The organism is Sphingomonas sp. HMP6, assembly GCF_013374095.1.
In the GTDB taxonomy this organism is placed as follows: Bacteria; Pseudomonadota; Alphaproteobacteria; order Sphingomonadales; family Sphingomonadaceae; genus Sphingomonas.
Map to the genome: position 1 here is coordinate 154,265 of NZ_AP022672.1, position 20,218 is coordinate 174,482.

The 20,218-nt window shown below is 65.2% G+C and carries 21 protein-coding genes; 14 read left to right on the forward strand and 7 right to left on the reverse strand.

From position 1 onward, the window contains the following. The first annotated feature begins 5 nt into the window (after nt 1–5). Genes apaG through HMP06_RS00710 form a run of 4 tightly spaced genes read left to right on the forward strand, consistent with a single transcriptional unit; the run spans nt 6 to nt 2,003 of the window. On the forward strand, nt 6–404 hold the full coding sequence (apaG, locus tag HMP06_RS00695) for a Co2+/Mg2+ efflux protein ApaG (RefSeq protein WP_176495347.1): 399 nt from the start codon (nt 6–8) through the stop codon (nt 402–404). Further along, a complete protein-coding gene (locus HMP06_RS00700) occupies nt 401–1,192 on the forward strand; it encodes a LysR family transcriptional regulator (protein ID WP_176495348.1) in 792 nt (263 codons plus the stop codon). Before apaG ends, HMP06_RS00700 begins: the two co-directional genes overlap by 4 nt. After that, nucleotides 1,189–1,716 (forward strand): GNAT family N-acetyltransferase, encoded by a 528-nt coding sequence (locus HMP06_RS00705; protein ID WP_176495349.1) that lies wholly within the window; start codon nt 1,189–1,191, stop codon nt 1,714–1,716. Before HMP06_RS00700 ends, HMP06_RS00705 begins: the two co-directional genes overlap by 4 nt. After that, a complete protein-coding gene (locus HMP06_RS00710) occupies nt 1,713–2,003 on the forward strand; it encodes a hypothetical protein (protein ID WP_176495350.1) in 291 nt (96 codons plus the stop codon). The genes HMP06_RS00705 and HMP06_RS00710 overlap by 4 nt, the downstream gene beginning before the upstream one ends. A gap of 6 nt (nt 2,004–2,009) precedes the next feature. Here the strand turns inward: HMP06_RS00710 and HMP06_RS00715 are convergent, their stop codons facing one another. Together HMP06_RS00715 and parE are read right to left on the reverse strand one after the other, a co-directional pair. After that, nucleotides 2,010–3,251 carry a hypothetical protein gene (locus tag HMP06_RS00715; RefSeq protein ID WP_176495351.1) on the reverse strand — a complete coding sequence of 414 codons (1,242 nt, stop codon included), beginning with the start codon at nt 3,249–3,251 and terminating at the stop codon, nt 2,010–2,012. A 36-nt stretch (nt 3,252–3,287) separates the two neighbouring features. After that, the gene (gene parE, locus HMP06_RS00720) at nt 3,288–5,267 is read right to left on the reverse strand and encodes a DNA topoisomerase IV subunit B (RefSeq protein ID WP_176495352.1); all 1,980 of its coding nucleotides are present in this window, start codon (nt 5,265–5,267) and stop codon (nt 3,288–3,290) included. A 175-nt stretch (nt 5,268–5,442) separates the two neighbouring features. Between parE and HMP06_RS00725 the strand changes: the two genes are divergently transcribed. Beyond that, nucleotides 5,443–6,309, forward strand: a complete 867-nt coding sequence (locus tag HMP06_RS00725) for an outer membrane protein (protein WP_176495353.1) — start codon at nt 5,443–5,445, stop codon at nt 6,307–6,309. Between the two features lie 46 nt (nt 6,310–6,355). Here HMP06_RS00725 and HMP06_RS00730 read toward each other — a convergent pair whose 3' ends face one another. Further along, nucleotides 6,356–7,003: a peptidylprolyl isomerase gene (locus HMP06_RS00730; protein ID WP_232089795.1), complete on the reverse strand. Its 648-nt coding sequence runs from the start codon at nt 7,001–7,003 to the stop codon at nt 6,356–6,358. A 10-nt stretch (nt 7,004–7,013) separates the two neighbouring features. Then, a complete protein-coding gene (locus tag HMP06_RS00735; RefSeq protein WP_176495354.1) occupies nt 7,014–7,730 on the reverse strand; it encodes a GcrA family cell cycle regulator in 717 nt (238 codons plus the stop codon). A gap of 75 nt (nt 7,731–7,805) precedes the next feature. On the opposite strand from HMP06_RS00735, the gene HMP06_RS00740 reads away from it, so the two are divergent. The 9 genes from HMP06_RS00740 (at nt 7,806) to queE (ending at nt 18,227) form a co-directional block, all read left to right on the forward strand. Next, entirely contained in the window at nt 7,806–8,654 is an 849-nt protein-coding gene (locus tag HMP06_RS00740) for an ABC transporter permease (protein WP_176495355.1), read from the forward strand. A 53-nt stretch (nt 8,655–8,707) separates the two neighbouring features. After that, nucleotides 8,708–9,748, forward strand: coding sequence for an efflux RND transporter periplasmic adaptor subunit (locus HMP06_RS00745; RefSeq protein ID WP_176495356.1), 1,041 nt, complete (start codon nt 8,708–8,710; stop codon nt 9,746–9,748). Beyond that, the gene (locus HMP06_RS00750) at nt 9,745–12,810 is read left to right on the forward strand and encodes an efflux RND transporter permease subunit (protein WP_176495357.1); all 3,066 of its coding nucleotides are present in this window, start codon (nt 9,745–9,747) and stop codon (nt 12,808–12,810) included. Before HMP06_RS00745 ends, HMP06_RS00750 begins: the two co-directional genes overlap by 4 nt. A gap of 54 nt (nt 12,811–12,864) precedes the next feature. Continuing rightward, a complete protein-coding gene (locus HMP06_RS00755; protein WP_176495358.1) occupies nt 12,865–14,064 on the forward strand; it encodes an aspartate aminotransferase family protein in 1,200 nt (399 codons plus the stop codon). 163 nt (nt 14,065–14,227) lie between these two features. Further along, entirely contained in the window at nt 14,228–15,145 is a 918-nt protein-coding gene (gene argF, locus HMP06_RS00760) for an ornithine carbamoyltransferase (RefSeq protein ID WP_176495359.1), read from the forward strand. A gap of 149 nt (nt 15,146–15,294) precedes the next feature. Then, entirely contained in the window at nt 15,295–16,206 is a 912-nt protein-coding gene (hslO, locus tag HMP06_RS00765; protein WP_176495360.1) for an Hsp33 family molecular chaperone HslO, read from the forward strand. 94 nt (nt 16,207–16,300) lie between these two features. Beyond that, nucleotides 16,301–16,729: a DUF3617 domain-containing protein gene (locus HMP06_RS00770; protein ID WP_176495361.1), complete on the forward strand. Its 429-nt coding sequence runs from the start codon at nt 16,301–16,303 to the stop codon at nt 16,727–16,729. 162 nt (nt 16,730–16,891) lie between these two features. Next, nucleotides 16,892–17,590: a 7-cyano-7-deazaguanine synthase QueC gene (queC, locus tag HMP06_RS00775; protein WP_176495362.1), complete on the forward strand. Its 699-nt coding sequence runs from the start codon at nt 16,892–16,894 to the stop codon at nt 17,588–17,590. A gap of 4 nt (nt 17,591–17,594) precedes the next feature. Further along, nucleotides 17,595–18,227: a 7-carboxy-7-deazaguanine synthase gene (queE, locus tag HMP06_RS00780; protein ID WP_176495363.1), complete on the forward strand. Its 633-nt coding sequence runs from the start codon at nt 17,595–17,597 to the stop codon at nt 18,225–18,227. 7 nt (nt 18,228–18,234) lie between these two features. Here the strand turns inward: queE and HMP06_RS00785 are convergent, their stop codons facing one another. The 3 genes from HMP06_RS00785 to lipB form a co-directional block, all read right to left on the reverse strand. Further along, a complete protein-coding gene (locus tag HMP06_RS00785) occupies nt 18,235–18,909 on the reverse strand; it encodes a hypothetical protein (protein WP_176495364.1) in 675 nt (224 codons plus the stop codon). A 225-nt stretch (nt 18,910–19,134) separates the two neighbouring features. Continuing rightward, nucleotides 19,135–19,395 (reverse strand): hypothetical protein, encoded by a 261-nt coding sequence (locus tag HMP06_RS00790; protein ID WP_176495365.1) that lies wholly within the window; start codon nt 19,393–19,395, stop codon nt 19,135–19,137. 104 nt (nt 19,396–19,499) lie between these two features. After that, complete coding sequence (lipB, locus tag HMP06_RS00795) at nt 19,500–20,195, reverse strand: lipoyl(octanoyl) transferase LipB (RefSeq protein WP_176495366.1); 696 nt, start codon at nt 20,193–20,195, stop codon at nt 19,500–19,502. Between the last annotated feature and the right edge of the window lie 23 nt (nt 20,196–20,218).

The following is a 20,218-nucleotide window of genomic DNA, read 5'->3' on the forward strand; positions in this document are numbered from 1 at the left end:
ACGTCATGAAGGCACTGTTTCCCTATGCCGCGGAAACGCGCGGGGTGATCGTGCGCGTGTCGGTGAGCTTCTTGCCCGAACAATCCGAGCCCGATCGCGGGCGGTGGTTCTGGGCCTATCATATCCGGATCGAGAATGCCGGCGCGATGGCGGTGCAATTGCTCACGCGGCACTGGGTCATTACCGACGGACGCGGCGCGCGCCATTCGGTTGAGGGCGAGGGGGTGATCGGCGAACAACCGCTGATCGCGCCGGGCGACAGCTTCGATTACGTCTCGGGTTGCCCGCTCTCGACGCCAAGCGGCGCGATGCTCGGCAGCTACCATATGATGGGTGACGACGGCGCGGGCTTCGACGTCGAAATCCCCCGTTTTGCGTTGCTTGCGCCTGCGGTGGGGGCGTGAAACGAACGCATCTTCCGTTGAACGGGCTGCGCGTGCTCGATGCGGCCGCGCGGCATTTGAGCTTTACGCGCGCCGCCGATGAGCTCGCGGTGACCCCGGCCGCGGTCGGGCAGCAGATCCGCGCGCTGGAGGATACGCTGGGCGTCGTGCTGTTCCGGCGCACCACGAAGGGGCTGGAACTGACGCCTGAGGGCGAAAGCGGGCTCGCCGCGCTGCGCCAGGGGTTCTGGCAGTTCGAGGAAGCCGTCCGCGCGATGCAGGCGGGGCAAACGAGCAAGTCGCTCACGATCGCCGCGCCGCGCGATTTGACCGAGAAATGGCTGATGCCACGCCTTGCCGAGATTGCGCGCGGTGACGGCGAATTGCGCTTCGTGCTGATATCCGCCGACGAGACGATCGATTTCACCGAAGCCAATCTCGATCTCGCGATCCGCTGGGGTGACGGGCCGGGCGAGCATGAGGGCGAAGCGCTCGAATCCGCCGGAATGATTACGGTCGAGCGGCCGGGTGGTGGGGTCGATACGCGGATTTCCTGGCCGGGTTGCCTCAACGACGAAGCCGTATCGCTGGTGCGCGTCGGCGATGCCGGGCTGGCGCTTGATGCGGCCGCCGAAGGGCTGGGGCGCGCGACGGTGCCTGAACTGCTTGCCGCCAGCGATCTTGCGTCGGGGCGTGTGGTCGCAGTGGGCGAGGCCAAGCCGTACCGGCTCGGCTATTGGCTGGTCGCGCCGCTTCCGCAATGGCGTCAGAAGAAGGTCAAGGCGCTTGTCGCCGCGCTGACGGCATGACGCCGCCATTGGAAAGCGCACGGCTCACGATGCGCGCGCAGCGGGCCGACGATGCCGAGGCGCTGCACGAGGCGTTTGGCGACGAAGCGACCATGCGGTGGTGGAGCAGCGCGCCACACGCCACTCTAGACGAAACGCGCACCTATCTCAGCACGCGCACGGATCAGCCCGGCCAGCGCGGCTGGGTGATGACGGTGAAGGGCACCGACCGCGCGATCGGCACCGTGTGGGCGGGGGAGCGGCGAGCCGGCGTCAGCGAGATCGGTTATATGCTCGTGCCCGGCGCGGCGCGGCAAGGCTATGCCCGCGAAGGCGTTTCGCGCTTGCTCGATCTGCTGTTCAGCGAGGAAGGCCATCGCCGCGTGTTCGCCGATACCGATCCAGACAATGCGTCATCGAACGCCTTGTTGACGCGCCTGGGTTTCACGCTCGAAGGGCGGTTGCGCGCCGAATGGGAGACGCATATCGGCGTGCGCGACACCTTGTTGTGGGGCCTGCTTGCCGAGGAATGGACCAGCCGATGACCGCCAGATTCAAGGCCGAACCGACCGCCAAGGCACCGCCGCCAGATCTCAACGATCCCGTGCAGCGTGCGGCGTATTCGCGCGAATTGAAGATGGTGGCACGGCCGATCCGTTACCTGGGTGTCGCGCTGGCGCTCGGGGCGGCGATCCTCGCGGCCTTGCGCGCGCGCTATTGGCCCGATCTGCCGATGATCCTGCCGCTGTTCCTGCTGGGCGTCGCGGCGCTGCATCTGTTCGCCGGGATCGTGATCCGCGCCAAATACCATCAGGCGCGGATGCGGGGATAGCGTGCGTTAAGAGGCCGCAGTGGGCGCTGGCGTCGTGCCTGGCGTTGTGGCTGGGGTTGCAACTGGCATCACAGCGGGATCGCGAGACAAGTCAATCGCCTCGATCGTCGGCACTGGGGAGCGGACGCGCATCCGGGTACCGGTGACCGTGGTCCAGGGTGCGGTAAAGGTATAGCGCTCAACCCGGAACGCAGAATCGCTATTGGCAGCGAGTGGGGCATAACGCCGGCCACCGAGCGCGGTGAGGATCGGTTTGACCCAATCACCCGAGAGTTTCTCACTTTTGCGGAGCACCTCGGGTTCGCCCACTTTGCCGTCGGGCAGAACCTCGAAGCTGATATCGACCCACTGGTTGTCGACATCGTCGAGCAGGATGCGATTCAGCGTTTCCCCGCCTTGGTCGGGCCGTATTGCGCGTTCCGGAAGTTGGATCTTGGGCGCATACAACAGAACCGGCGTACTGACGGTGCCGACCTGATATTCGGCGACAAGGCGATCGATCGCGCCCGCATCGCCGCTGCGCACCGCAAGCTTTAACTTGAGAAGTTTGGCAGACCGCACAAATGGCGCAAGTGCCGGATCTGAGTTGGCGATCAGCGCGTTGCTCGCGGCGATGGCGGCGGTGAAATTCATATCGTCACGCCGGTCGGAGGCGGCGGCATAGACCATGGCGACGCGCAGCAACGCATACCCTTCGACGCGCGGTTGCTTCAACTCACGCGCGCGCCGCGCAACTTTGCGATAAAGTTCGACCCCGGCCGCCAGGCGACCGGTTTTAGCGTACGCATCTCCCAATTCGACTTGGGCGCCGAGCACGCGCCAATCATCCGCCGGGAGCCCCGACTTGAGCGCGCTGATAACATCGAGCGCCCCACCGAAATAGGCATCCTGCTCGCCAAGATGGGCGGAGACGCGCGAGTTGGCGCGCAGCAGATCGGACACCGGGACCGGATAGGCGTTGGCGAAGCGCTTGTTGCGCCCGATCGATTTAAGCATCGTCGCGCGCGCATTCTTGTAATCACCCGCAACGAACTGCGTTTCGGCCACCGCCAGAGTCGCGTCGACATCCTTGTCGGGGGGGCAATGCTGCGCGATGCACGCCGCCAGCGCGGCCTTCGCATCCTTGAGCGACATCCCGATTACGACGATGTCGGGGCCGGTTGCCGCGGGTTCGGGTGCCTTTTGCTGAGCGAACGCCGGCGTCGCCGCCAGCGTAGCGGCCATAGCAAATGCCTTGAAACGCAGCATGATTCGACTCCCCGGCAAGATCGCCGCCAGGCGATTTTAAGCGTCGATCGCCGCTTCGTCCATCCGCGCCGCATTTTCCTGGATGAACGCAAAGCGATGCGCCGGATTGGTGCCCATCAGCCGGTCGACCAGATCCTTCACGACCGCGCGCTCCTCATATTCCTGCGGCAGCGTGATGCGCAGCATCGCGCGCGTCTTGGGGTCCATCGTCGTCTCGCGCAGCTGCATCGGGTTCATCTCGCCCAGTCCCTTGAACCGCCCGATCTCGATCTTCTTGCCCTTGAACTCGGTCGCTTCGAGCCGGGCGCGATGCGCGTCGTCCATGGCATAGGCGCTCTTGGTGCCAGAGGTCAGGCGATAGAGCGGCGGTTGCGCCAAGTAGACATGGCCCGCGCGGACGATCTCGGGCATTTCCTGAAAGAAGAAGGTCATCAGCAGCGTCGCGATGTGCGCGCCGTCGACATCGGCGTCGGTCATGATGACGACGCGCTGGTAGCGCAGGTTTTCCGACCGGCAGTCCTTGCGCGTGCCGCAGCCGAGCGCCTGGATCAAATCGGCGATTTCGGAATTGGCGGAGATTTTGGCCATCGTGGCGGAGGCGACGTTGAGGATCTTGCCGCGGATCGGCAGGATCGCCTGCGTCTTGCGGTCGCGTGCTTGCTTGGCCGAACCGCCGGCCGAATCGCCCTCGACGATGAAGATCTCGGTGCCCTCGGGGCCGGCCGAGGAGCAGTCGGTCAGCTTGCCAGGCAGGCGCAGTTTGCGCGCGCTGGTCGCGGTCTTGCGCTTGACCTCGCGCTCGGCTTTACGCGCGAGCCGCTCGTCCATCCGTTCGATGACGTAAGTCAGTAACGCCTTACCACGTTCCATATTGTTGCTGAGAAAATGGTCGAAATGGTCGCGCACGGCCTTTTCGACGAGCGGCGTCGCCTCGGGGCTCGAGAGCCGATCCTTGGTCTGACTCTGGAATTGCGGATCGCGGATGAAGACGCTGAGCATCAACTCGCTACCGGTCATCACATCTTCGGCAGCAATGTCCTTGGCCTTTTTATTGCCGACCAGTTCGCCGAACGCGCGGATCCCCTTCACCAGTGCGGCGCGTAAGCCCGCCTCATGCGTGCCGCCATCGGGCGTGGGGATGGTGTTGCAATACCAGCTATACGATCCGTCGCTCCAGAGCGGCCAAGCGACGGCGCATTCGACCCGGCCCGCACCGCCGGGGAAATCCTGCCGCGTGACGAAGAAGTCGGAGGTTGCGCACTCTCGCGCGCCGATCTGTTCGCGCAAATGATCGGCGAGACCGCCTGGGAATTGGAACACCGCCTCGGGCGGCGTGTCGTCGCTGATCAGCTCGGGCGCGCATTTCCAGCGGATCTCGACCCCCGCGAACAGATACGCCTTCGATCGCGCGAGTTTGTAGAGCCGTGCCGGCTTGAAGCTCATGTCCGGTCCGAAAATCTCGGTATCGGGCACGAAGCTGACCGAGGTGCCGCGCCGGTTCGGTGCTGCGCCGACATGTTCCAACGGCCCCATCGTCGCACCGCGGGCGAAGCGCTGGCGGTACAGTTCGCGGTTGCGCGCGACTTCGATGATCGTGTCGGACGACAGCGCGTTGACCACGCTGACGCCGACACCGTGCAGGCCGCCCGACGTCGCGTACGCCTTGCCGTCGAACTTGCCGCCCGAATGGAGCGTCGAGAGGATCACTTCGAGCGCGGACTTGCCGGGAAACTTTGGATGCGGATCGACCGGGATGCCACGGCCATTGTCGACGATCACCAGCCGGTTGCCCGCGTGCAGCTCGATCTCGATCCGCGTCGCATGCCCCGCGACCGCCTCGTCCATGGCATTGTCGAGCACTTCGGCCGCGAGGTGATGATAGGCGCGCTCGTCGGTGCCGCCGATATACATGCCGGGGCGACGCCGGACCGGTTCGAGCCCTTCGAGGACTTCGATCGAGGAGGCGTCGTAATCGCCAGTCGGTTTCGGGGTGGCAGCGAAAAGATCGTCGGGCATACCATTGCTATAAGGGCGCACACGCCTTTCTGCCAAGCGTCTCGGCGGAACATCGTACGAACACGTCCAGTGTGGCCGAAAAGCCGCAACATGACAGAATGTTCACACTCGTGCAGCCAATTGAGCGGTTCGAACGTCCTTCGCTTCGCTAATGCAGCAAAATTCAGGAGTGTTCATGCGTACCAAGACTTTCTCGCTCGCCGCCGTGTTGCTGGCTGGCAGCTTCGCCCTTTCCGCCCCTGCCTATGCCCAAGAGGCCGACGACAAGCCGTTCGACGGCCTATATGTCGGTGGCACCGTCGGTTTCGACGCGCAGCCGAATGACCGCGGTTCGACCGTTTTGTTCGATCGCAATCTCGATGGTACCTTCGGCGATGCGGTCGTCACGTCGACCGGACCGAACGCCTTTGCGGCGACGGCGGCACAGCCGGGTGCGGGCTTCTGCAACGGCCGCGCGACCAGCACTGGCCTGCTGACCGCCTGCACCAATGACAAGGACAATATCAGCTATTCGGGCCGGATCGGCTTCGACAAGCAGATGGGCAATGTCGTGTTCGGTATCGTCGGCGAATTCGGCAAGAGCGAAGTGCGCGACAGCGTTTCCGCGTTCAGCACGACGCCCGCCAGCTACACGCTAAGCCGCAAGGTGGATTACAACGCGAACCTGCGCCTGCGCGGTGGTTATGCGTTCGACAAGACTTTGTTCTATGCGACCGGTGGTGGCGCTTATGCGAAGATCAACTCGACGTTCGAGACGACCAATGTCGCCAATGCTTTCGCCACCAGCGGCAAGAACGATTCGTGGGGTTTCGTCGCGGGCGGCGGTATCGAGCAGAAGCTCGGGCGTCATTTCTCGATCGGTCTCGAGTATTTGTACAACCAGTATAAGGACGGCGACTATCGCGTCCGCGTGACGCAGGGGACTGCGCTCGCGAACAATCCGTTCGTGCTCGCGCCGAACACCGCCGGCACTGACTTCCGTCGCAGTGACGACAAGTTCCGCTGGCACAGCGTGCGCGCGACTGCGCAGTTCCGCTTCTAGTGAATGCGTGACCCCCGCTTGCACGCAAAGACGTGCAAGCGGGCGGTCAGCCGATCCGACGCAGCATCTGCCAGACTTTCAGCCGCCCCGTCGGCTTGGCCACCCCGTCGAGACGTACCGCGCGGACGATCGGGATCGGGCGGGCGATCATCTGGCCCTTGAACGCGCCATCACCACCGGGCCGCGTCGGGACGGCGAGAATGCGCTTCACCACGTCCATTCCCGCAATCACGTGCGCGAACGCCGCATAGCCCGGGAATCCCGCCCGCGCGTCGAGCGACGGGTTGGGCCCAACCATGATCGAAAAATTGCCGCTACCCGAATCGGGCCGGTCGTAGCGTGCCATCGAAACCGTCGCGTCGAGATGCTTGATGCCGGTCACGTTGGTCGGCTCGAGCGGGAGGCGATCGAGCATGCGATGCGAATCGGTGCCGATCCCGCCCTGAACGAACCCTCCCGGCGAAGTCTTGCGACGCGATGCGCGGTAGAAATAAGTGCCATCGAGTCGACCGTCATCGACATAAGCGAGGAAATTCGCGCTCGTTCTCGGCGCGCGCCGCGTATCGAGCGCGATCACGATCGGTCCCGCCGCCGTCACCAGCCGAACTCGGACGATCGGTGGCTCGGGCGCGGGGGCCGCGCCGAGCAGCGCTCCGCATAAAACGGAGAACGCCACCCGACGCATCACGGTCATAAGCCCGAAATCAGCGCGCGCGCGGGCCGCCGAAGGGGAGCGGCGGCGTCGGCCGGCGGTCGCGGCGCGGCAACTGCGCCTGATAGGCATGACCGCAATGCCCGACGCAATACGGGAAGCCCGGGTTCACCTTCTCACCGCAAAAGTGAAAGTCGGGTTCGCCCGGATGGCCAAGCGGCCATTTGCAAATCTTGTCGTTCAAATCGAGCAGCGTCGTCTTGCCCGCCATTTCGGCCGATGGCTTGGCGGGGACGAGGCGGCGCGGCGGGGCCGGGGTGATCGGGGCTTGCTGCTCGCCCGGTGCCTGACGCAGGAAGCCGCCGGGGCCGACCGAGCGCAGGATCGGCGGGGCAGGGCGGGGTGCCACGACGGGTGCCTCGGCCTCGACTTCGGTGTCGTCTTCGACCTCGTCTTCGATCTCGGCGACCGGGGGGGCGGCAACGACGGGCGGGGCAACGCGCTCGACTGGCGGACGCGGGGGAGCGGCGAGCGGGGCCGCGACAGCGGGCGCGGCGGGCTTTGGCGCGGGCGGCGCTGCGGCAGCCTTAACCGCGGCAGGATCGTTCGGCTTGACCGGCGACGGGCGCGACTGCAGCCCCAGGCGATGCGCCTTGCCGATCACGGCGTTGCGGCTGACGCCACCCAATTCTTCTGCAATCTGGCTCGCGGTCTGCCCCGCTTCCCACATGCGGCGCAGCGTATCGATCCGTTCGTCGGTCCAGCTCATTCTCGTTCCAATACTATGCCGGCCGATTCTCTACCGGGGTTGCGGGCGGCGGCAGCAGTCTTTAGCGACCATGCCATGAGCAGCCAGCCCCCAATCGGCCAAATCAGTCCAGTGATGAACGCACCCGGCGTTCCGGTCATCCGGAACGTGAATTGGGGCGGTCTTCGAACGCTCTATATCAAGGAGGTGCGGCGGTTCTTCAAGGTCCAGTTGCAAACGGTCTGGGCCCCGGCGATTACGACGCTGCTTTTCCTGGTGATCTTCACCGTCGCGACGGGCGGCAAACAGCCGGTGCACGTCGGCGGAATCGACGTGCCCTTTGCGGATTTCATCGCGCCCGGCTTGATCGTGATGAGCATGCTCCAGAATGCGTTTGCCAATGCGAGCTTCTCGCTGCTGGTCGGCAAGATCCAGGGGACGATCGTCGATTATTTGATGCCGCCGCTTTCCACCGCCGAATTGCTCGCGGCAATGGTCGGTGGCGCGGTGACGCGCGCGATTTGCGTCGGCGCTGCGGTCACGCTGGCGATGGCGCTGTGGCCAGGCGTACATCTCCACGCCGCGCACCCGTTTGCGATCCTGTGGTTCGGCATTCTCGGCTCGGTGTTCCTGGCGCTGATCGGCGTGCTTACCTCGATCTGGGCGGAAAAGTTCGATCATGCCGCGGCGGTGCAGAATTTCGTGATCGCGCCGCTGACGCTGCTCTCGGGCACGTTCTATTCGGTCGACAAATTGGCCCCTGCGTTCCGCGCGTTCAGCCACGCCAACCCGTTCTTCTACATCATCTCGGGCTTCCGCTACGGTTTCCTCGGCACGGCGGATTCGCCGGTTTTGCTGGGCGGCGCGGTGATTCTGGTGATCGACGCGGTGTTGGCGCTGCTCTGCTATTGGCTGCTGAGATCGGGCTGGAAGATCAAGAACTAATCAGTTTTCATTTGAGACTTAATCGCGTATCGCTTCGGTAACGGGAGAGCGTAATGCGGGGTCGGATCGTCGTCAGTGTCTGCCTCGTGCTCGCGGCGTGCGGCAAGGCGGCACCCGAACAGGGGCCTGCACCCAGCGCACCGCAAGTCCGCATCGCGCAAGTCGGTGGCGCTGCGGGCGTGGCTACGGTCAGCGGTGTCGGCACGGTCGCGCTGCGCCGCGAAGCCGCGCTCGGCTTCACCAGCGCCGGGCGCATCGAGCGGCTGGCCGTTAATGAAGGCGATTCGGTGCGGCGGGGGCAGATCCTGGCTGCGCTGGATACCACGACGGTTGCCGCCGACCTGACCCGCGCCACCGCAGAGCGCGAGCGCGCCCGCGCCGAATATGCGCGTAGCGACGGGTTGATGAAGCAAGGCTGGATCACGCGCCCGCGGCTAGAAAGCGCGCGCGCGACGTTGCTCGCGGCGGAGGCGCAAGTCCGCTCGGCGGGGTTCCAGCGCTCCAATGCCACGATCGCTGCACCCGGCCCGGGTACCGTGCTCGCGCGACTTGCCGAACCTGGACAAGTCGTCGCGGCGGGAACGCCGGTGCTGGTCATTGGCGAAGAAGCAAGCGGCTATGTGCTGCGCATACCGCTGTCCGACCGCGACGCCGCGCGCCTCACGCTCGGCGCGTCCGCGCAGGTCACGCTGGCGGCGCTCAACGACGATGTGATCGTCGGCCGCGTGATCGAAATTGCGGGCCGCGCCGACCGGGCAACGGGCACCTTCGCGGTCGAAATCGCGCTGCCCGCCGACAAGCGCCTGCGATCGGGCCAGATCGGCAATGCCAAGATCACCGCAAAGGGCATCGGTGTCACGACGCTCGCGGTACCGCCGAGCGCGGTCTTCGGCCCGCGTGCGGGCGAGGCGTTGGTTTATGTGGTCGATCTCGCCACCTCGCGCGTGCATCTGCGCAAAATCCGCATCGGCGAGGCGAATGACGAAGGCATTCGCGTTACGGGCGGGCTGAAACCGGGCGAGTGGGTCGCGCTGTCGCGCGTCGACCGCTTGACCGACGGCATGAAGATCGCGCCGGTCGGCCCCGCCCAATGAATCTGACCGCCTTTGCGGTGCGGCGCTGGCAGGTGACGCTCGTCGCCTTCCTGCTGCTCGCGTTGTTGGGCGTCTCGGCCTTCCTGACGATCCCGCGCTCGGTCGATCCGCATTTCCCGATCCCGACCGTCGTCGTGACGGTGATCCTGCCCGGTGCCGATGCCGCCGACATGGAGGAGACGGTCGCCAAGCCGCTCGAAGACGTGCTCCAGGGGCTCGACAAGATCGATGAGATCCGATCGACCAGCACCGACGGCACCGCAGTCATCTCGGTCAATTTCGAACATGGCACCGATGCCGAACAATCACTCGACCGCGTGGTGCGTGAAGTCGGGTCGGTGCGTGATCGGCTGCCCCAGGGCATCCAGCGCATCGCCTTCCGCCGACCGCGCACGACCGAGGCGGGGGTGCTGCAGCTCGCTTTGGTCAGCGATACGGCGAGCTGGCGGCGGATGGCGAAGTTCGCCGACGACATTCGTGACCGGTTGAACGTCGTGCCCGGCGTGCGATCGACCAGCATCGATGGCGCGGCCAGCCCCGAAGTGCGCGTCGCGATCGATTCGGGGCGGCTGGCCGAAGCGCGCATTCCCGCTGCCGCCGTCGCCAATGCGATCCAGCAGGGCGGGGTCGATCTGCCCGCCGGCACGCTCAACGCCGCGGGGCGGCGCTACAATCTCGACGCGGGCGGCGCATATCGCGACGTCGAGGCGATCCGCGCGGTGCCGGTGCGCGCAGGCGACGGGCGGCTGGTGCGCGTCGGCGATATCGCGAACGTGGAGTGGGGCGAGGCCGAACAGACGCACATCGCGCGCTTCAACGGCCACCGCGCGTTGTTCGTCACGGTGCGGCAGAAGGACGAAGCCGATGCCGGGACGCTGCGCAACAACCTGGTAACCGCGATCGGCAAGGTCCGTGCGCAACTACCTCCCGATGTGAAGCTCGAAATCGGCTTCGATCAGAGCAATGACATTCAGCGTAAACTGGCGCAGCTTGCGCGCGATTTCGCGATCGCGCTGGCGCTGGTGCTGGTCACGATCCTGCCGCTCGGCTTCCGGCCGTCGCTGATCGTCGCGATCTCGATCCCGCTGAGCCTGGCGATGGGGGTGCTGCTGCTGGCGCTGCTCGGCTATTCGCTCAACCAGATCAGCATCTCGGGGTTCATCCTATCGCTCGGGTTGCTGGTCGACGATTCGATCGTCGTGACCGAGAATATCGAACGCCACATCCGCGACGGCGACACGCCGACCGATGCCGCGATCAAGGGCACGAACGAGATCACAGCGGCGGTGATGGGGGCGACCGGCGTGCTGCTGTTCGCCTTCCTGCCGCTGACTTTCCTGCCCGAGGGGTCGGGCGATTTCGTGCGCGGCTTGCCGATGGCGGTGCTCGTCACGGTGGCGAGCTCGCTGCTCGTGTCGCTGACGATCATCCCGTTCGTCGCGAGCAAGCTGCTGCGTCCGCACACGGGGGAGGGCAACGCGTTGCTGCGCGGGATCATGGCGGGCATCCACCGCGTTTATGCCCCGATCCTGCACCACGCGCTCGATCGACCACGGACGTGGTTCTGGGGGGCGATGGCGCTGTGCGTCGGCGCGTTCGCTTTAGTCCCGGTGCTGGGCTTCAGCCTGTTCCCGGCGGCCGAGACGCCGTACTTCATCGTCCGCGTCGAAGCACCCGAGGGCGGCACGATCGCCGCGACCGACCGTGCGGTGAAGCAAGTGGCGGCGATCCTCCGGCGCGAGCCTGCGGTGGTCAACGTCATGGAAAATGCCGGACGCGGCAATCCGCAGATCTTCTACAACATCTTCCCGCGCGAGGAGCGCGCGCGCTACGGCGACATCTTCGTGACGATGCAGGATTGGGACGTCAGCGAAAGCCCCAAGCTGCTGAAACGCCTGCGCACCGCGCTCGCTGGCTTTCCCGATGCGCGCGTAACGCTGGTCAATTTCGAGAACGGCCCGCCGGTCGAGGCGCCCGTCGCGGTGCGGATCAGTGGCCCCGATCTCGCGGTCTTGAAAACGCTGTCAGACCGCGTCGGCGCGGCGCTGGGCGAGGTGCGGGGCCTGCGCGACATCGACAATCCCTTCGCGTTCGACCGCGTCGACATGGACCTCGGGCTCGATGCCGCCAAGGCGAGCTTGCTCGGCGTCGCCCCGGGCGAGGCGCGCCGCGCGGTGCGCCTCGCGATCAGCGGAGAGCAAGCGAGCCGGTTGCGCGACAATGAAGGCGACACCTGGCCGGTCACGGTGCGCCTGCCGATGGCGGCGAACCAGCCCGTCTCGGCGCTGTCGAATATCTATGTCCCAACGCTCGAAGGCGGCAGTGTTCCGCTGCTTGAGATCGCCAGCCCGAAGCTGAAGAGCGTACCGCCGCTGATCACCCGCTACAAATTGCAGCGCACCGTCACGATCACCGCGTACAACCAGCCTGGCGTTCTGACCTCCAACCTCAACAGCGCGGTCGCGGCGCGCCTCGCCAAGATCGACCTGCCAACAGGCTACAGCTTCGGCATCGGTGGCGAGGCCGAGGCGGCACGGCGCAATTTCTCCGGGCTGGGGCCGATCATCCTGCTCGCGACCTTTGGCATCTTCGGCGTGCTGGTGCTCGAATTCGGGCGTTTTCGCGAAACGATGGTGGTGGCAGGCGTCATCCCGCTCGGCACCGTCGGCGGGCTGGTGGCGATGCTGCTGACCGGCAATTCGCTGTCGTTCCTTGCGATCATCGGCTTCGTCGCGTTGATCGGGATCGAGATCAAGAATTCGATCCTGCTGGTCGATTTCACCACGCAGCTCCGCGCGCGTGGGGTGCCGCTGCGGGAGGCGATCGAGAAAGCGGGCGAGATCCGTTTCCTGCCGGTGCTGCTGACCTCGGTCACCGCAATCGGCGGCTTGCTCCCGCTCGCGCTCGGCGGATCGTCGCTCTATGCGCCGCTGGCATGGGTCATCATCGGCGGGTTGATCAGCTCGACGTTCCTGAGCCGGATCGTGACGCCGGTAATGTATTTGCTGGCGGTGCGCGGTGACGAGGCGCGGCGTGTTGCGTCGCTTGCGCAACCCGCCTAAAACGGCGTTCGGGCGACCGGATGGTCGCCCTTTTGCTTTTTGAGGAGAAGCCCCGTGACCACCCCAGCCTTGATGCCCGTGTACCCGCGTTGCGGCGTGCGCCCGGTGCGAGGTGAGGGCTGCTACCTCTATGGCGAGCAAGGCGAACAGTATCTCGATTTCGCCGCCGGTATCGCGGTCAATGCGCTCGGCCATGGCCACCCCAAATTGGTCGAGGCGATCGCCAAGCAGGCCGCCACGCTGATGCACGTGTCGAACCTCTACGGCAGCCCGCAAGGCGAAAAACTTGCGCAGCGGATCGTCGACAACAGCTTTGCCGACACGGTGTTCTTCACCAATTCGGGCGCGGAAGCGGTCGAATGCGCAATCAAGACCGCGCGGCGCTACCATTACGCCAACGGCAATCCGCAGCGCACGACGCTGATCACCTTCAACAACGCCTTTCACGGCCGCACGATGGGCGCGATTTCGGCGACCAACCAGGCGAAGATGCGCGATGGGTTCGAGCCGTTGTTGCCCGGCTTCCGCTATGCGCCGTTCAACGATCTGGAAGCGGCGCTGGCGTTGATCGACGATACCACCGCCGGCTTCATGGTCGAGACGATCCAGGGCGAGGGCGGCGTTTCTGCGGGCACGGTCGAGTTCATTCAAGGGTTGCGCAAGGCATGCGACGAACACGGCTTGCTGCTCGTGCTCGATGAAGTGCAGTGTGGCTATGGGCGCACCGGCAAGATGTGGGCGTATGAGCATTACGGCGTCACCCCCGACATCCTCGCCTCGGCCAAGGGTATTGGCGGTGGCTTCCCGCTCGGCGCGTGCCTTACGACCGAAGAGGCAGCCAAGGGGATGGTGTTCGGCACGCATGGATCGACGTACGGCGGCAACCCGCTGGCGATGGCGGCGGGCGAGGCGATCCTCGACGTGATGCTCGAGGACGGCTTCCTCGATCATGTGACCGCGATGGGCGAGCGGCTGCGTGCTTCGGTCGAGCAGATGATGCCCAATTTCGACCATCTGTTCGAAGGCGTACGTGGCAAGGGCCTGATGTTCGGCATCAAGCTGAAGGACAGCGCGGTCGCGCGCGATTTCGTGGCGCATTTGCGCGATCATCATGGCCTGCTGACGGTTGCGGCGGGCGAGAATGTCGTGCGCGTCCTGCCGCCTTTGGTGATCGAGGAAGCGCATATTGCGGAGTTCGTGCAGAAGATCAGCGACGGCGCGCGGACGTTCGCGCCTGCGGCGGTGGCGGCGTGAACTGCTCGCAAATCCTCCCCCAACGGGGGAGGGGGACCATTTTGCCTCTTCCGGCAAAATGGTGGAGGGGTAGCCCCACAAGTTGCGCTCTGAAACTACCCCTCCACCATTCGCGTGAAGAACGCGAACGGTCCCCCTCCCCGTGGCGGGGAGGATTTTAGAGATGCGGCATTTCCTTTCGCTCACCGACGCCGGCCCGGACGGGGTCGCCGCGATGCTGGCCGATGCGCTCGACCGCAAGGCTGCGCGGGTCGGCTGGCCCAAGGGCAAGCCCGATGCCGATGCGCCGCTCGCCGGCCACACGCTGGCGATGGTCTTCGAAAAGAATTCGACGCGCACCCGCGTGTCGTTCGACATGGCGATCCGCCAGCTTGGCGGCAGCTCGGTGGTGCTCGATTCCGGCACCACGCAGCTCGGCCGCGGCGAGACCGTTGCCGATACAGCGCGCGTGCTGTCGGGCTATTGCGACGCGATCATGCTGCGAACCGATGATCATGCGAAGCTCAAGGAAATGGCGCATCATGCGACCATTCCCGTCATCAACGGCCTGACCGACACGTCGCACCCGTGCCAGATCATGGCTGATCTGCTGACGATTATCGAAGCGGGCAAGCCGCTGCCGGGCCTCAAGGTCGCGTGGCTGGGCGATGGCAACAATGTGCTCGCTTCGATCATGGAGGCGGCCGGGCTGATGCATTTCGACGTCGTCGCGGCATGCCCGCAAGGCTTCATGCCGCCGGAGCAGGATGTTGCGCTGGGCAAGGGTCGTGCGCGCGTCGTGGGCACGGCGGTGGAGGCGGTCGAGGGCGCGGACGTGATCGTCACCGACACGTGGATTTCGATGGGGCAGGATCATGCCGATACGAAACTGCGCGCGATGCTGCCCTATCAGGTCGATGCCGCGTTGATGGCGAAGGCCAGCCCGGACGCGAAGTTCCTCCACTGCCTCCCCGCGCATCGCGGCGAGGAAGTGACGGCGGAGGTGATCGACGGACCGCAATCGCTGATCTGGGCCGAGGCGGAGAACCGCCTGCACGCGCAGAAATCAGTGCTGCGCTGGTGCTTCGGGCAGATCGGTTGATCGGGGGCAGTTGAAGCCTATGTATTGAGCGAACACCCAAGTCCGTTCGCCCTGAGCTTGTCGAAGGGCCCTCTCCATTCGCGATGGTCGTGGATGCGGAGAGGAGGGCTTCGACAGCCCCGGATCAGGTCCGGGGCCGAACGGATTTTATGGACCACGCCGCTTCTACCGACACCGACCGCGCGCTCGGCTTCACCATTCCCGATCGCCACGCGCGCGGGCGGATCGTGCGGCTTGGCCCGGTGCTCGACACGATCCTATCTGCGCACGCCTATCCCGCGCCGATCGAGGCGCTGCTCGCCGAGGCGCTGACGCTGGCGGCGCTGATCGGTTCGACGCTCAAGGATGCCGGTGGGCAACTGACGCTGCAGGCGCAAACGCAAACCGGCATCGTCACGCTGCTGGTGTGCGACTATAAAGGCGGCGAGCTGCGCGGCTACGTCCAGTACGATGCCGAGCGCCTTGCCACCGCGCCCGAGAACCCCAGCCTGTTCGCCTTGTTCGGGGCGGGCTATCTCGCGATCACCTTCGATCAGGCGACCACGGGGGAGCGGTATCAGGGCATCGTCCCGCTCGACGGTGATTCCTTGAGTGCAGCGGCGGAGCATTATTTTCTCCAGTCCGAACAGATCCCGACGCTGGTGCGCGTCGGTGTCGGCGGGCGCGTCGCGGGCGGTCTGCTGCTGCAGCATCTCCCCGAGGGCGAGGATGGGCGCGAGCGGCTCCACACCCGGCTCGATCATCCCGAATGGGAGCATGTCGCGATCCTCGGCCAGACGATGAAGGCCGAGGAATTGGCCGATCCGGCACTGCCGCTCGAGACGTTGGTGTGGCGGCTGTTCAACGAGGAAAGCGAAGTGCGCCTGCACGGCGACACCGCGTTGGTCCGCGGCTGCCGCTGCTCGCCCGACTATATCGCGCAAGTCCTCGCCAAATTCCCGGCGGAGGAACAGCAGGCGATGGCGGATGAAACGGGCACGATCTTCGTCGATTGCGCGTTCTGCGCGCGGAAATTCCCGGTAACGCCGGCCGCGCGTGATAGCGCCGATATCGTTACGTGATCGATATTGTTCGTCGCTGCCCTGTCCGAAACATGCTATGGACGGACGCTAAACCACGGTAATGCGTGGGCGGGGACAGCGGGCAGGTTGAGTTATGCGAATGGGCATCGTGGTGCGCCTGGCTGGCGCGGGCGTTTTGATGGCGGGCGGTTTGGCAGTGGCGGCCCCGGCGCGCGCGCCGACGCTTTCCGCGCTGACCAAGATCGAACCTGGACAGTGGCAGCTCAAAACCGCCGGATCGAGCGCGGCGCCAAGCACGCTGTGCATCTCCGATGCCGATACGTTGATCCAATACGGCCATGGCACGCTGCAATGCCAACGCTTCGTCATCGCGAACGAGGCCAATCTGGCGACGGTGCATTTCACCTGCCCGGGCACCGGGCATGGCCAGACCAGCGTGAAGGTGACGACCGCGCGCAACTTCAGCCTCGATACGCAGGGCATCATCAACGGCGCCCCGTTCGAGGAACAATATGAGGCGCGTCGCGTCGGCGCGTGCCCGGCGAGCGCTGCCGCCCGTTAAGCGGCGGTTTACGACTTGGCGGTAGAGCGGGACGTGCAAATTTTTGGATGGCACGTTTCTCCCTGATTGCCCGGCGACGGGCGCCCACTGGGTCGCTCTAGGGCGGCCCGTTTTTTTGCGCGGCTTGCGAAGGCGGGCATTTGGGGCTAGCCCGGGGCCATCATGACACTTGAAACGACCTCTCCGGTCACGTCACTGGCAGTCGTGCTGGTGTCGGGCGGCCTCGATTCGATGGTGGCCGCGGCGCGCGCACGTGAAGACGGGCATGGCCTGCTCGCGCTGTCGGTCGATTACAATCAGCGCCACCGGCTCGAACTCGCCTCTGCCCGGCGCATTGCGAATGCACTCGGCGCGGTGCGCCATGTCGTCCTTCCGCTCGATCTATCGGCCTTCGGCGGCTCGGCGCTGACCGCCGATATCGCCGTGCCGAAGGGTGGCGTACAGCCTGGCATCCCGATCACCTATGTGCCGGCACGGAATACGATTTTCCTGAGCCTCGCACTCGGCTGGGCGGAGGCAGCGGGCGCGCGCGACCTGTATATCGGCGTCAACGCGCTCGATTATTCGGGCTATCCCGATTGCCGCCCCGAATTCATTGCGGCATTTGAAGGGCTGGCCGAACTCGCCACTAAGGCCGGGGTCGAGGGCGCGCCGTTCCGCATCCATGCGCCACTCCAGAACATGACCAAGGCCGATATCGCGCGCGAGGCGTCGCGGTTGGGGCTTGATGCCGGGATGAGCTGGTCGTGCTACGATCCGGCGCCGGGCGGGCTGCATTGCGGTGAGTGCGATAGCTGCCGCTTGCGCAAGAAGGGGTTCGTGGAGGCGGGCTTGCCCGATCCCACCCGCTACGCGGTCTGAGGCGGTGAGCTACACCGTCAAGGAAATGTTCCTGACGCTGCAGGGGGAGGGCGTTCAGGCCGGCCGCCGCGCGGTGTTCGTGCGCTTTGCCGGGTGCAACCTGTGGTCGGGTCGCGAGCAGGACCGCGCGACCGCGGTGTGCCGCTTCTGCGACACCGATTTCGTCGGGACGGATGGCGCAGGCGGCGGAAAGTTCGCCGATGCCGGGGCGCTTGCCGCTGCGGTGCAAGGCTTCTGGGGGGCAGGGGCGGCGGAGCGCTTCGTCGTGCTGACCGGGGGCGAACCGATGCTGCAGGTCGACGATGCGCTGGTCGATGCGCTCCACGCCGCCGGGTTCGAAATTGCGATCGAGAGCAACGGGACGCTGCCGGTCCATCCCGGCATCGACTGGGTCTGCATCAGCCCCAAGGCGGGGAGCGAGGTCGTGCAGCGCCGCGGCGACGAGCTCAAACTCGTCTGGCCGCAAGTCGGCAGCGACGTAGAGGCGCTGGAGCGCTGGGATTTCGTGCACCATCTGATCCAGCCGCTCGACAGCGTCGATGCAGCGGCCAATCACGCCGCCGCGATCGATCTCGTGCTCGCGCGGCCGAAATGGCGATTGACACTGCAATCGCACAAAACGCTGGGACTGCGCTGACCCTCGCTTAGCGCAACGTCAGCGCGAAGGAGCCGCATTTGCGGTCCTGCCAGCGGCCGCGCCGGTCCCAGCAGGCGTCGTCGAGCCGCGGCATCCACACGCGCGTGTCGATCCGGACATAGCGCGGGAAACGCTCCTCTCCCCACGGCACCAGCGCGTTGCGCATTGCACTCATATTGTTCATCGCGACCTGATACACCGCGCCGCGCGGTGCATAAGCGGCGGCGGTCGCAACCTGTGCGGCAGTCTGGCAAAATCCATATTGCGCGCCGACCGTGGTGAAGGCCGAATAGGTGCGCGTGCCGTAGCGGTCCATCGCGGTCTGCCCGGGCTTTGCGCCCTTCGCCGTACGCGTGAAATATTTGACCAACGTATCGAACGATTTCTTGAACTCGTCTTTGTGATTGGCCAGCGCGATGTTGTAATTTTCGACCGTCAGCAGGCTCGGTTCGAACTGGCATTGCAGCGCCGCGACGTTAAGCGCCGAGCGCATATTCCACACCAGATTGGCGCGGACTTCATCGGCGGTGGCGCCGGGCAGCGTCGGCAGGCCGGGTTCATCGCCGCGGATCGGCGGGCCGCTCATGTCGTGCGACTGGAAATAGAATTGGGCTGACGCCGGAGTGGCAAGCGCAGCCATGGCAAGCGCGCTGGTCACGGCAAGGGTACGCAACACGGTCATTCTCTGCCTCTCATCTTCGGTATCGCGGTTACGGCGTTTCGCCGCGCGACCCAAATCCTTTTTCGAATCCGTCCATCTTTCGAATTTGACGCCGCGACGTCAAGAGCGCGGTCCACAAATCCCATAGATCGGAATCAAGAAGGCCGGACTGGAAGGAGCCGGAATCGAAAGGGCCGCCCGGTTGCCCGGGCGGCCCTCGATACAATCTTTCCCTGGTGGGAAGGATTACATCTTGTTCTCGGTCGTCGTGGTCGTGGTGTTCGACGTCATCATGGTGTCGTTCGACATCATCGCACCGTCGTTCGCCATTGCGCCATCGGTGGCGGTCATGGTGTCGTTGGTGGTCATCGTGTCGGTCGAATTCATGTCGGTGACCATCGTGTTGTCGGTCGTCGTCGTCTCGGTCTTGGGGGTGCAAGCCGAAATGGCAATCGCTGCAACAGCGATCATCGAACCAGCAGCGACCTTGGAAATGAATGCACGCATTGGAAAGCTCCCTAGATAATGGATTTGGTTGGCCTCGAGACCTTTAATACCCAAACCGTAGTGGACATTAGCCGGGATTCGCCAAGCCCTCAAGCCCAGATTTGTCAGCCCAAAGAATGAGTATCGAGAAACGCCCCGAAACGGCGCGCTAGCGCCGCGTCGAACGTCCCGAAATCGGCCGGTCCGCCGATCCGTTCGGCGCTCGTTACGCCGAAATCTGCTAGTCCACAGGGCACAATACCGTCGAAATGGGACAAATTCGGGGCAAGGTTCACTGAAAAGCCGTGAAGCGTCACCCACCGCCGAATGCGCACACCGATCGCACCGATCTTGGCCTCGGCGACACCGTCGCTGCCCAGCGGATCGGGCACATGGGTCCAGATGCCGACCCGGCCATCGGCGCGGAACGCCGCGATCCCGAGATCGCCCAGCGTGTCGATCACCCAGCCTTCGAGTGCATGGACATAGCGGCGCACGTCGCGCCCGCGCTTGTTGAGGTCGAGCACGACGTAGCCGATGCGCTGCCCCGGGCCGTGATAGGTATAGCGCCCGCCACGCCCGGTCTGCACGACCGGAAAGCGCGGGTCGCGCAAGTCGGCGGGATCTGCGCTGGTGCCGCCGGTATAGACGGGCGGATGCTCGAGCAGCCAAATCAGTTCGCGCGCCTCGCCGTTCGCAACGGCGGTGGCGCGGGCCTCCATCTCGGCCAGCGCCTCGGCATAGGGCACGGGTGCTGGCGCGACGCGCCATTCGATGCTGTCGGGAATCATCGTCACTTCCGGGAAATGGTGCAGCCGCATTCCCAACGCAAGTCATTGGCAAG